This is a genomic window from Lysinibacillus telephonicus, from assembly GCF_003966145.1.
GTDB lineage: Bacteria > Bacillota > Bacilli > Bacillales_A > Planococcaceae > Ureibacillus > Ureibacillus telephonicus.
Genome location: NZ_RXNR01000046.1, coordinates 16,583 through 28,936, shown reverse-complemented (window position 1 = coordinate 28,936; position 12,354 = coordinate 16,583). Strand labels below are relative to the sequence as shown.

The 12,354-nt window shown below is 34.6% G+C and carries 14 protein-coding genes and 1 pseudogene; 7 read left to right on the top strand and 8 right to left on the bottom strand.

Annotation, left to right across the window (positions count from 1 at the left end):
• Window positions 1-186: pseudogene (locus tag EKG35_RS14505) on the top strand (transposase); the annotation flags it as partial.
• Window positions 187-391: 205 nt separating this feature from the next.
• On the opposite strand, the gene EKG35_RS14500 reads toward EKG35_RS14505, so the two are convergent.
• The 6 genes from EKG35_RS14500 to EKG35_RS14475 all read right to left on the bottom strand — a co-directional run bounded on the left by EKG35_RS14500 (window position 392) and on the right by EKG35_RS14475 (window position 5,722).
• Window positions 392-583 (bottom strand): DUF4177 domain-containing protein, encoded by a 192-nt coding sequence (locus EKG35_RS14500; RefSeq protein WP_126295271.1) that lies wholly within the window; start codon window positions 581-583, stop codon window positions 392-394.
• Between the two features lie 182 nt (window positions 584-765).
• The gene (locus EKG35_RS14495) at window positions 766-2,217 is read right to left on the bottom strand and encodes an MFS transporter (protein ID WP_126295270.1); all 1,452 of its coding nucleotides are present in this window, start codon (window positions 2,215-2,217) and stop codon (window positions 766-768) included.
• Window positions 2,218-2,331: 114 nt separating this feature from the next.
• On the bottom strand, window positions 2,332-2,970 hold the full coding sequence (locus EKG35_RS14490) for a cysteine hydrolase family protein (protein ID WP_126295269.1): 639 nt from the start codon (window positions 2,968-2,970) through the stop codon (window positions 2,332-2,334).
• A 19-nt stretch (window positions 2,971-2,989) separates the two neighbouring features.
• On the bottom strand, window positions 2,990-3,997 hold the full coding sequence (locus EKG35_RS14485; RefSeq protein WP_126295268.1) for an ABC transporter substrate-binding protein: 1,008 nt from the start codon (window positions 3,995-3,997) through the stop codon (window positions 2,990-2,992).
• Between the two features lie 26 nt (window positions 3,998-4,023).
• Entirely contained in the window at window positions 4,024-4,770 is a 747-nt protein-coding gene (locus EKG35_RS14480) for an ABC transporter permease (RefSeq protein ID WP_410799423.1), read from the bottom strand.
• Between the two features lie 166 nt (window positions 4,771-4,936).
• The gene (locus EKG35_RS14475) at window positions 4,937-5,722 is read right to left on the bottom strand and encodes an ABC transporter ATP-binding protein (protein WP_126295266.1); all 786 of its coding nucleotides are present in this window, start codon (window positions 5,720-5,722) and stop codon (window positions 4,937-4,939) included.
• Between the two features lie 186 nt (window positions 5,723-5,908).
• Between EKG35_RS14475 and EKG35_RS14470 the strand changes: the two genes are divergently transcribed.
• Window positions 5,909-6,862 (top strand): LysR family transcriptional regulator, encoded by a 954-nt coding sequence (locus tag EKG35_RS14470; RefSeq protein WP_185807772.1) that lies wholly within the window; start codon window positions 5,909-5,911, stop codon window positions 6,860-6,862.
• 116 nt (window positions 6,863-6,978) lie between these two features.
• On the opposite strand, the gene EKG35_RS14465 is transcribed toward EKG35_RS14470, so the two are convergent.
• Entirely contained in the window at window positions 6,979-8,358 is a 1,380-nt protein-coding gene (locus EKG35_RS14465) for an MATE family efflux transporter (protein WP_126295264.1), read from the bottom strand.
• 244 nt (window positions 8,359-8,602) lie between these two features.
• On the opposite strand from EKG35_RS14465, the gene EKG35_RS14460 reads away from it, so the two are divergent.
• The 3 genes from EKG35_RS14460 to EKG35_RS14450 all read left to right on the top strand — a co-directional run bounded on the left by EKG35_RS14460 (window position 8,603) and on the right by EKG35_RS14450 (window position 11,222).
• Window positions 8,603-9,145 carry a hypothetical protein gene (locus tag EKG35_RS14460; RefSeq protein ID WP_126295263.1) on the top strand — a complete coding sequence of 181 codons (543 nt, stop codon included), beginning with the start codon at window positions 8,603-8,605 and terminating at the stop codon, window positions 9,143-9,145.
• A 260-nt stretch (window positions 9,146-9,405) separates the two neighbouring features.
• On the top strand, window positions 9,406-10,860 hold the full coding sequence (locus tag EKG35_RS14455; RefSeq protein WP_126295262.1) for a protein adenylyltransferase SelO: 1,455 nt from the start codon (window positions 9,406-9,408) through the stop codon (window positions 10,858-10,860).
• A 92-nt stretch (window positions 10,861-10,952) separates the two neighbouring features.
• Entirely contained in the window at window positions 10,953-11,222 is a 270-nt protein-coding gene (locus EKG35_RS14450; RefSeq protein WP_126295261.1) for a DUF1292 domain-containing protein, read from the top strand.
• Between the two features lie 100 nt (window positions 11,223-11,322).
• On the opposite strand, the gene EKG35_RS21025 is transcribed toward EKG35_RS14450, so the two are convergent.
• Window positions 11,323-11,490: a hypothetical protein gene (locus tag EKG35_RS21025; protein ID WP_185807771.1), complete on the bottom strand. Its 168-nt coding sequence runs from the start codon at window positions 11,488-11,490 to the stop codon at window positions 11,323-11,325.
• Between the two features lie 216 nt (window positions 11,491-11,706).
• On the opposite strand from EKG35_RS21025, the gene EKG35_RS14445 reads away from it, so the two are divergent.
• Together EKG35_RS14445 and copZ are read left to right on the top strand one after the other, a co-directional pair.
• Window positions 11,707-12,033 (top strand): metal-sensing transcriptional repressor, encoded by a 327-nt coding sequence (locus tag EKG35_RS14445; RefSeq protein WP_421664551.1) that lies wholly within the window; start codon window positions 11,707-11,709, stop codon window positions 12,031-12,033.
• A 75-nt stretch (window positions 12,034-12,108) separates the two neighbouring features.
• The gene (gene copZ / locus EKG35_RS14440; RefSeq protein ID WP_126295260.1) at window positions 12,109-12,315 is read left to right on the top strand and encodes a copper chaperone CopZ; all 207 of its coding nucleotides are present in this window, start codon (window positions 12,109-12,111) and stop codon (window positions 12,313-12,315) included.
• Window positions 12,316-12,354: the final 39 nt, after the last annotated feature.

Here is a 12,354-nt window from a genome sequence, read left to right as displayed (position 1 = left end):
AAAAAATTGGCAAGTTGAAATTTTAAATAGTTTAAGTTTTGGATATTCAAATGGTTTTTTAGAAGGAATTAATAATAAATCAAAAGTTTTGAAGCGCAATGCTTATGGTTTTAGAAGCTATAACACTTTAAAGCGAAAATTTTATTAAATAATTTATATAAGAAAATTGGGGTTCATTTAGGATAATCGGGGTGCCGTGTAATATCACTTCACCCCAACATTTGACATAGAACCTTTTTTATTAAAATAAGACACCCCCGGTAGCTTAATTAGAAAATAGTTTAGCAATAAATGAAATGAAAAATTATCGAAAAAAAGCAGCAATTTATACGTATTGGTATTGAGTGAAAGACCTATGCTTAAGTCCGATTCCGTTTTAAAACACGCTTCTTCATTGATTGATGGGTCTTTCAAAAATGACTTCAAAATATGCAGCAGCACCATATCCTTTAGTTGGTGGAGCGAAAATTTGGACAAATCTCCATCCTTCTTTCCCATGTTCGATAATAATATCTTGATAATCATCTTTTGGATTATTACCCCAAAAATTAAGTTCAATTCTTACAAATTTATATTCATACATTTTTTATCTCTCCAATGTAGGTTGTATTAGTAGTTATACGTATTAAACAAGTTAATAGTTTCAGAAAAACGAGCGAATTTGTTGTCGCAATTTATATTTAGAATAAAACCGATGAATCGGTAAACAAACGATTAATTATAAAACCCTTCAAACCTAAAATTTTCTGGCTTGAAGGGTTTTTGTTATGAAGGGATTTTCCTACCAACTATCTTTAGTTGTATGAATAAAACGACAAGAATACAAATGAACAGTATAAAAACATTTGTAAATCCATTTAAAATACTTATCTGTTCCTCGATATTATCTAATGTTAACCATTTTGTCACAGGAACAATTGCTGAAAAATTAACGATGGAAATTCCGAGTGCAGTACCGACAACCATACCTAAATTGCGCAGCAGTGCAATGGTACCACCGATGCTTCCTAAAAATGCTGCTGGGATATTTTCCATTATTAAATCATAATTAGGGGAGGTTAAAAGCCCCATTGAAATTCCTAAAACAGCTAGTATAACAATTATTGTCCACATTGGTGAATCCATATTAAGAAATGCAAAGAAGGTAAATGCAGCAATCATAAATAAAAGTGCAATCTGAACAACTTTATAAGAACCTATTCTTGCAGATATTGCTCCGCTAATTGGGCCGAAGAAGGAAAGGAATAGCGGATATATCATTAGCAATAAGCCGGAAGCTGTAGTTGAATATTCTAATACTCCTCTTAAATAAAAGGGGAGAACAACGATTGTCGCAAAACACGCTGCATAGCTGCCAATAATAATACATGATCCAATCTTAACAATCGGATGTTTAAAAATAGAAAGCTCTATAAATGGGGAATGATAGCGCTTTATCCATCTAATAAAAGTGAAAAGACTAAGTAATCCAATACCTACGATTACAACTTGCTTTAAATGGAAGATACCTTCACCAATTTGACTTAAGACAAAGACGATAAGAGTAATTGAAAATGCGAATAATGATGCACCGATAAAATCAAATCGAATTTTGGTGCCTCTAGGGTCACTAGGAATAAAGTGAATCGCAACGATTAAGGCACATAGTACAAAAGGTAATTGAATCAAAAAAAGGGTGTTCCATGAAAACCAATTAATTAAAATTCCGCCAACAGGTGCTCCAAGCAACCCTCCAATTCCTACCGAAGTTCCAATTAACCCTAAAGCTTTTACTCTTTTTTCGGTGGGGACATTTTCTGTAATAATCACCATATTGACAGATTGCAGCATTGCGGCTCCAATTCCTTGTAAAATTCTTGATAGTAGTAAATAGATGATTGAATGAGACAAAAATGAAAAAAGTACACCAATGCCAAAAAAAATATACCCTGAGTTATGGATTGTTTTCCGTCCAAATTGGTCTGAAAGCTTTCCCATAATCGGCAGAAAAATCATTACACTTAATAAATAAGCAGTTACAATCCATTGAGAAAGACTTAGAGAAATTTGAAAATCGTTTGTAATATCAGTTAGCGCAATGTTCACTAGACCAGCGGAAAAATGGGATAAGAACGATCCTGGGATAACGGCTAATAAAATGGCAATCGTTGAAATTTCTGATGTTTTCCGATTTGGAATCATCGTTTCATACATTGCTGGATTTGAGCTGTTCTTCATTGTTTGCCTCCTTAACGACGAAACTAACTATGCAGGCGCAATGCAATTAAAGCTATTAATTTAGAGAAGGTCGTCCAATACTTTCAAATGATTGATTGGACAACCTTCTTGTATTTAAATTCGAATGAATGAAGTTTTATTGCTTTTTAATTCCTCGATAATTTCGTTTGATGTAGCTACTCTTCCGAAATGTGAATCTATGTTTTGTAATGCCGCTAAGTGGGCTTGTTCGGAATAAGCAGCACAACAATCCGAAATCATTGTGATATGATAATCCCTCATAAAGCCATCTCTTGCTGTACTGTCGACACATACATTTGTTGCCACTCCTGTAAAAAGTAAATTATTGATTCCAAAAGTTCTTAAAATGGAATCGAGTCGTGTATTATAAAACGCACTATATCGATGTTTGATAACAATCGTCTCAGTTTCAAGTGGGGCAACTACATGGAAATCTGCCCCCCAGGTATTTTTGCGGCATACTTGGTTATGTTCAACATTTTTTGTATTTCCTCTAGATACCCATGCTTCTGAATCAGTCGCATCTTCATGAATTGTTTGAATAAAAATAATTGGCAGATTTAATTCGCGAGCAGAGTGGATTAAATTTTGCAAATTGAGAATCATCTCTTTGACCATAGACGTATCTGCCCCTTGCTTGCCTAATGCACCATTTTGATCACAAAAATCATTTTGTACATCAACAACAATTAATGCTGTTTTTTGTAACGATAGAGAATTTATTTCATTCATAAAAACTTCCTCCTCATAGTTATTCTTTATTTACAAATTGCATATCGATTAATTCTTGATATACATAGCCATCAGTATAAATACCGGTTTTTTCTACAACATCAAATACTCTTTCAACAGATTCTTCACTAATGAAGCCATCCTCACTCCATAAATTATCTTCATAAGCACGGTCAAGGGCAGCTTGTAAGCTAGCTTCTTCTGTAGTAGGGAACTCTGCTTTTAATACTTCCATTGCTTTTTCTGGATTTTTTGCAACTAGCTCTAATCCTTTTACGATAGCGTCTACAAATGCTTGTACTGTTTCAGGGTCCTCATCAATAGTCGACTTTTTAACACTAATAACTGAATACGGATAGTCGCCTAAATCTGTAAATTTATAGAAAGGCTCATTCCAAATTCCTAAATCAAGTCCACTTTTTATTTGCGGTTCTGAGCCGTTTGCAATATCTGCCGCACCATTTTGAACCAATGAAACAACGGCAGCTGGGTCAGCGGGTTCTTCAAGCTTTACATCTGTTGACGGATCTAAACCAACCTCCATTAAGAGCCACCTAGTTAGTAGGTTTAAACTTCCACCATATCGACCTGCGGCAATTGTTTTTCCTTCAAAATATGATTTTAGTGTTGCTGGCTCTGTAGTTGGCTGGTAGTTTAGTTCAGTTGCTGCCATTAAGTAAACATTCGCGCGGTTAACGACGTTGACAACAGAAACAATTGGATCTGAGCTTCCGTTATTTGCCATTTGATTGGATTCTGGCCCTCCAATATTTCCCCAAGCTTCACCACTTACAACGGTTGTTACATGGGCGCCGCCAGTTGCAGTAATGATTTCAACATCTAATCCGGCTTCTTCAAAATATCCTTCATGGACTGCAGCGTAGAGTGGTAAGTAGCCGATGGAATGTACAGGTTCAGCAATGACTAATTTTTCCACTTCTTCTGATTGTGTTGAAGAGCATGCTGCTAAACTTAGAAGTAGAAAGAGAGATAATACACCAATTAATGATTTCTTTAGTTTCTTCATAGGATTTCCCCCTTTAAATATTGAAATTAGTTGCCTCTTGTTAATAGCTTTTCTAAGTAAACTGTTGCCACATACATTAGCGTTGATAGGATAGATAACGCAACAACACCGACCCAAACGAGATTCGTATCCATAATTTGACCAGCATATAAAATCATGCGGCCTACACCGTGTCTTGAGGCAATAAACTCTCCAACAATTGCACCGGCAAGAGCAAGTGCAATATTGATCTTTAAGCTACTAATAATCCAAGGCATAGAAGATGGGATTACAACTTTAGTGAACACTTGATGTTTTTTAGCACCTAAAGAGAAAAGTAGGTTTTCTAAATCATAATCTATTGCTTTCACACCGCTAAATGCAGCAAGTGCAGTAACGATAACAACCATTAAAAATGCGAGCATTACTTTTGAGCCAAATCCGATACCAAGTAAGATGACAAGAACAGGGGCAAGCGCCAATTTTGGAATCGAGTTAAACGCTACTAAATATGGTTCTGAGATGCGGGAGTAAAGAGGGGACCACCAAAATGAAAGACCAATACACGCTCCAATAATAGTGCCTAGAATAAAACCGATAATCGTGGAGCCAGACGTATAAACGATGTCAAACAAAAGTGTACCTTCAGTTAATGCAATCCAAGTCGTTTGAACAATGATGATCGGGCTGCTCCAATAATAGGTATCTAAAATTCCAAAGCGAGTAAGCAACTCCCAAAGTACAATAATTCCTACTCCGAGTATTACTTGTCCTACTATTGTTGCTTGCTTCATCTTCTTTTTTATTTCTTCTTCATCTTTAATGACAACAGTTGAAACAGGTGCTGACTTTTGAAATAATGTTTTATCAGTTATAATTTCAGCAGAATTTTTCATAAAAAATTACCTCCTTTTAAAAAATCAATACAAACAGCCGTGGATTAGTTGACCTGATGTTTTATTAAACAATCTTTGAATCATTTTCTTCGTCTTTTAACAAATTCAATAAAAGTTGTTTTAATTCAACAAATTCTTTTGAGGCCATAGTTTCTTCGCTGCGATGTCTAGGTAAATTAACTGTTACTTTCGTTTTTAAACGACCAGGTCTAGGTGATAATACATAAATATCATCTGAGAGGTAAATTGCTTCATCAATATCATGTGTTACAAATAAAACGGTTTTCTTTAAATCCGTCCAGATTTGAAGCAACCAATTTTGCATGACTAAACGTGTTTGAGCATCGAGTGCACCAAATGGTTCGTCAAGCAAAATAATATCGGAATCGTATAATACTGTTCTAAGTAGAGCTGCACGTTGCTTCATACCACCAGATAATTCTCTTGGATAGTGCTTTTCAAATCCTTTAAGGCCATATTTGTGCATTAATGGAAGGGCCTTCGCTTCGCTTTCAGACTTTTTATATCCTTTTACTTCTAACCCTAAAATAACGTTTTCTAGAATTGTCCGCCAAGGAAGTAATAAGTCTTTTTGCAGCATGTATCCTACATGACCGTTCTCTCCAATAATATTTTTTTCATCAAGCAGCACCTGCCCCATAGTGGGTTTAATCAAACCTGCAATAATGTTGAACAGTGTAGACTTTCCACAACCACTTGGACCAATAATGCTAACAAAGCGTCCTTCTGGAATTTGAAGTGTGACATCCCGCAAAGCGATGAATTCTTTTCCATTCTTTTTAAAAATTTTTGTGTTATTTACTATTTCCAACTTAAATCGCCCTTCCATAATCGCCCTCTCCTTTATGTTAGTTTTTATAACATGATTAAAAGGTAACATAGCATGTTTTATTTTGAAAATCTTAATTTCAAATAAAATCTATTTGAAATTCAAATAATAAGTACAAAAAAATTGATTATTAGATACTTTAAGGTTATTTTTATGTTAATAAATATGACGCGAAGGGGTGGTGGAATGGATTTGAAACATTTAAAAAATTTTATGGTTATAGTTGAAGAAGATGTAAATATGTCCAAAGCAGCAAAACGGTTGCATATTTCACAGCCTCCTCTTAGTCAGCAAATGAAGATTATTGAAGAAACTCTTGGAATTGAGTTGTTTGAAAGAAGAGGAAGGAAGCTTGATTTAACTCCCCATGGCAAGATTTTATATGAACGAGTGAAGAAAATTATCAATTTATACGATGAAATGAAAACGGAAATGACTGAATTGGGAAAGGGGGTAAAAGGGCAAATAACATTAGCAGTATCTATTTTCTATAGTGCAATCTTTCAGTCTTCTATTTTATTTGAACGAATTAAACAGTTTTGCAGAGATTATCCGAATATAAAAATTAAAATTGTTCATACTGACGGCAATCAGCTTTTTACGAGAATGGATGCTAGAGAAATAGATTTAGTTATTCTTAATCTTCCAGTCGATGAAGGTGTCTTTGAATATATTCCTCTTGAAAAACAAGATTTTGTTTTTATAATGCCTGCTTCATGGGAATTAAATTTGCCATCATTTGAAATTCCTTTTAGGAAAATTGAGCAATTTCCTCTAATGTTACTTAAAAGAGATACCGGATATGGCCTTTATGAGAAAGTATTGGAACATTGTGAGCGTCATCAATTTACTCCGAACTTGGTTGTTGAAAGTAATAACATATTAACAATAATCGCTATGGTAGATGCGGGTATTGGCGCAACAATTTTACCACAATCCGTTCTAAAGCAGTTTCCAAATCAAAATTTAAAAGCATATCAATTTTCAGATACAAAGTTTTACTCTGAATCTATCCTTATGTGGCTCAAGGAGCGATATTTAACTGAAGCAACACAAATATTTCTAAATTATTTTGATAAACCAAATATAGTGAAAGAATTGAATAAAATAGAACAATCGATGAGAGTAGGAGATTTCTAGCCTTTTATGTATTTTATGTCTTGGAAGGGAAGAAGAAAATAAAAACCCCAAAAAATCAAAAGAATTTTGGGGTTCGTAGTATTTAAAAAGAAAGAGAACTATACATTTTATATTAACTAGGCCTGCACAGCTTCATTGTCATTTTTTGGAGAGACTAGAGCAAAGCGTTCCCATTTTCGACTTCTCCATCTAAATAAAACAATGATTGCACGAGTCCATTCATCAGCGGCGATTGCCAGCCAAACACCAACTAATCCCATATCTAAAACGAACACTAGAAGGTATCCTAGTGGAACGCTCATACAGACCATAGATAGGAATCCGATTTTAACAGGGAAGCGAGCATCTCCTGTAGCACGTAATGTATTAATAATTGTGATATTAATAGTACGCCCTGTTTCAAGTAATAGACTTAATACTAATACTGAAACACCGAACTTTATTACTTCTGGATTTGTTGTAAAAAGGCCTATCAGTTGTTCACGGAAAATTGTAACGAGTGAGGCCATTGCGATAGTAATAACAATTGCAATTCTTACACTAAACCATAACTGTTTGTAAGCCAGATCTTTTTCCCCTGAACCAACAAGGCGGCCGACGATAATGGATGTACCCATTCCGATTGCAATTGCAAATAGATAAGTAAACATTGAAATATTATTTGCGTATTGTCGGGCAGCTAATGCCTCTGCTCCAAGATACGTCACATAGTACAAGAAAATAATTTGACATAGTTGATACAAAATTTGTTCAAAGGCACTTGGTAAACCGATAGATAAAATTTTACGCACATACTCTTTTGAGAACGTAAAATAATATTCAAACTTGATTTTAATCTCCAACACTTGATATAAAAGCCAGAAGAAAATAAATACAGCAATTAATCGGCTAGCTACTGAAGAAATAGCTGCACCTTGTACTCCTAGCTCTGGTGCACCAAATGAACCGAAAATTAAAATATAGTTTCCGACTACATGAATCACATTCATTCCAAGTGATACGTACATTGTTTGTTTTGTCCAACCGTGTACACGAATAATTGCGGCTAGTGAGTTGATGATGGCTTGTAAAAAGAGACCTCCACCTACAATAATTAAATAGTGTTGTGCATGTTCAAGTACTGGTCCTTGCAAATTCATCATTACCATAAGCTGGTTGGCTGATAAAATAAAAACAGCAGACATAATAAGACCAACGCACAAATTTAGTGTTACTGCCAGCGCTGAAATTCTAGCTGCTTCAAAAAATCGGCGAGATCCAAGATATTGAGAGACAACAATTGCCGCACCGTTTCCGACAACTTCCAAAATTAATATTGCAATGTGTATATATTGATTAGCTGTCCCCACACCAGATACCGCGTCATCTGAAACCGCACTGAGCATAAAGGTATCAGCAAGACCCATCAACATAAATAAGAAAACCTCTAAAAAAATCGGCCAAGTTAAATGAAATAAACTTAACTTCTCTTGAGGTTTTTGAATTGTTTCGTTCATGATGTCCCTCTTTCTAAAGTATTTTAATAAGAAAATATATTACCATAAAAGTTATGAAAAAAGTGTGTAGTTAAAAAAATTGTTAAAATGAAAACGTTTTAAATTAAGGGAGGATGTAATGAGAATTATTTACTATAAAAACTTACTAAATAATTATAGAAATATAGCTTGTATTACAGGGGGAAACTTCCAATTAGAATAGTCGTTTATATTAATTGTATTAATTTAATTGGAGGTTACTTAATTGACATTAATATTTTTATTAGGCCTAATAGGGGTAGTGCTAATTTTATTTTTTAAATCATCTGTTGTCAGTTTTCTTGGAGAAAATAATAAATTTGGAATGGTACTAAAAAATACAAGTTGGTTTCAAAACTTTTGGATTTCGGGTCTCTTTTTATTTTTCATGAATGGACTTCTCTTTTTTCTAACTTGTTTAGTACTTTACATATTAATGGCCTTCTTAATTCCTTATGTTCATTTAATTGTAATGGCTGTTGCAGTGATTACAAGTCTTGTATTATGGAGCATAATCAACAAATCTTGGCAAGGTAAGAGAAAAGATCGTCTAAAAATGGCAGCGATAGGAAGCAGCTTTTATTTAATATTAACAGTAATTTTTCTTTACAAGTATGTAACGATCGAGCCATATTTTCCAGGTGATGATACATTTATGAGAGCGCTTGGATTATTCCTTGCTATTATGGTAACTTTTGTTGCATTTACTGCTTGTTTTGTAATTACAGGATTTTCCAAAGGCAAGGCACAAATACAGTTTCATGCATAAAGTATAATTCCCAGGCAAAGGTAGAAAATAACTTAGAAAAACTTAAGAATCCTTTACTGCGCATAGCCTTTATCCTTGTGATAATCGACAAAACTTACATGTTTGAGAACTAAGGGCTGTCGCTTATCCCCAAAAGTACTTTTTACGTCCATGTTGACACTAGTACGCCGAAATATCTGAACTAACAAGTTTTTTCGTTTTCGAGGGAAGGTAAAACGCGTCAATGAGCTGATAATTTAAATAAAGAGAAGAGGGACAACATGGGAATAGGATGGAATTTTGATAATAGCTATGCACGTCTACCAAACTCTTTTTACGCTAATGTAGAATTAAACCCTGTAAGTTTACCGAAGTTAATTAAATTAAATAAAACGTTAGCCGAAGATCTTGGATTAGACATTGATAAATTGCAAAGCGAAAAAGGTGTTGAAATACTTGCAGGTAATACTGCACCAGAAGGAGCACAGCCTCTAGCACAAGCATATGCGGGCCATCAATTTGGCCATTTTACAATGCTCGGGGATGGTCGAGCTTTGCTATATGGCGAGCAAATTACTCCAAAAGGTGAGCGATTTGATATTCAATTAAAAGGTTCAGGTCGTACACCTTTTTCTCGAGGCGGAGATGGTCGAGCTTCACTTGGTCCAATGCTGCGAGAATATATTATTAGTGAAGCAATGTATGCATTAGGTATACCAACTACACGTAGTTTAGCTGTTGTCACAACTGGCAATACAATTATTCGTGAAACAGAGTTGCCAGGAGCTATTTTAACGAGAGTTGCTTCAAGCCATATTCGAGTTGGAACATTCCAATACGTTGCGAATTGGGGAAGCTTTGAAGATCTACAGGTATTGGCTCACTATACAATTTTGCGTCACTACTCTTCAATTCCCAATAGTGATAACCGCTATCTTCGTTTACTTCAGGAAGTTATTAAGCGGCAAGCAGATTTAATTGCAAAATGGCAGCTTGTTGGTTTTATTCATGGTGTAATGAATACCGATAATATGACAATAAGTGGGGAAACAATTGATTACGGTCCGTGCGCCTTCATGGATACTTATGATCCTGCCACAGTATTTAGTTCGATTGATACTCATGGGCGGTATGCATATGGAAATCAGCCAATAATTGGAGGGTGGAATTTAGCCCGCTTTGCTGAATCACTCATTCCTCTTCTTCATGAAGATGAAGACCAAGCTCTTGAACTAGCCCAAAATGAAATATCGAAATATATGGGGTTATATGAAGATTATTGGCTTGCTGGAATGCGATCAAAGTTAGGGTTGTTTGATGAAGAAGAAGAGGATAAAAACCTAATCGATGCACTGCTTAATTTGATGCAACAATATAAAGCAGATTATACGAATACATTCCGGGCGTTAACACTTAATGAACTCGAGGATAGTCCATTTTATGGCAAGGAAGAATTCAATCAATGGTTTGAAAAATGGCAAGCAAGAATGGCGAGGCAGCAGCAATCTAAAGAAGATTCTATACAGTTGATGAAGGATAGCAATCCATCCGTTATTCCTCGCAATCATCGTGTTGAAGAGGCATTAGAAGCAGCGGTTGAAAAAGGTGATTTTAGTGTGATGGAGCAATTATTAAAAGTTCTATCCAACCCTTATGCATATTCAGCAGAGCAAGATGATTACTGCAAGCTTCCTGAGCCATCAAATATTCTGTATCGTACATTTTGCGGAACTTGATTTTAAATTAATTTTTTTATTGTATGATTCAATTGCACAATGGAAATAAAATAATATGTTGAAATATGATACTTTTCAAAGGAGAATAGCTCATGGAAAAAATTGAAGTAGGCGAGGTTTTCACAATTACAGACGACAATGAAGAGGAGTTAGAGGTAGAAGTATTAGCTTCGATAAATATTGAAGGAACAGAGTATGTTGCTGTGAGCTTTGTAGAAGATTTAAAAGAAGAAACGGAAGAAGATATTGACGTTTTCTTTTTGAAAGTTGACGATGAGGGCGACTTTAGTGCTATCGAAAGCGATGAGGAATTTGACAAAGTTTCCGCTGCCTTTGATGAAATAATGGAAGATGATGAATAATTTTTATACAATAAAAAGCGTTTCCAGTAGGAGACGCTTTTTTAGTGGGTAAAATTAAAAATTTACTACTAAACATTTATAATATTGCATAAAATAACTATTATGACTCATGGTGCAAAGACCAATATAATTGGACAAGCTGTTTCTCATACATAAAATGTTTTTTATAAAAATAAATGTGCTTCTCTGGATCAATATGCTCATAAAACTTAGCTAATGTACCATATAAACTTGTCAATTGAAGAAGTTGTGCCAAACGAGGATCCATAGTTTCTCTCCTTTTAATTATGTTATCAAAACAACATATGCAATATAGGTAGCAGTGCATAGGCAATAAACTACAATAATTTTTATTGATATATTCAATTACGGGAGAGCATCATACTAATAACTTTAGTATGATAAATTTTTTTATTTATAAAATACAGTATTATTTACATACCCTATATGGGTATCTTATAATGTGAATACCGAATGGAGGTTGGTGAAACTGGATAAAATAAACGACGAAAAATTCGAATTGGAATCATGCAGAAAAAGTCATCATCCAGAGCATGTTAAGAAAGATTTAACGACTCGTTTAAATCGAATCGAAGGTCAAATTCGCGGGATTAAAGGCATGGTTGAAAGAGATGTCTACTGCGATGATATCATCACTCAACTTGCGGCAACTCAATCAGCTTTAAATAGCGTAGCAAAAGTTCTGCTGCAAGGACATTTAAAAGGCTGCGTTGTTGACCGTTTAGCTGAAGGGGATGAAGAGGTGCTCGATGAATTATTAATAACTATTCAAAAACTAATGAGAAGATAAAAATAATAATTTTTTTTACAAAAAATATACCCCTGTATAGTATCTATTAAACTTAATTATAAAGGAGAATAAACTATGGAAAATGTAACACTAAACGTTAAAGGAATGTCTTGTGGCCATTGTGTAAAAGCTATTGAAGGAAGTGTTGGTTCATTACAAGGTGTTGAACAAGTAAAGATAAACTTAGAAGCTGGAAAAGTGAACATTGCATTTGATCATGATAAAGTAACATTAGATGAAATTAAAGAAACAATCGATGATCAAGGCTATGATGTAGTATAGTAACAGCCATTTTATATATTGAGCGAAAGAGTGCTTAAA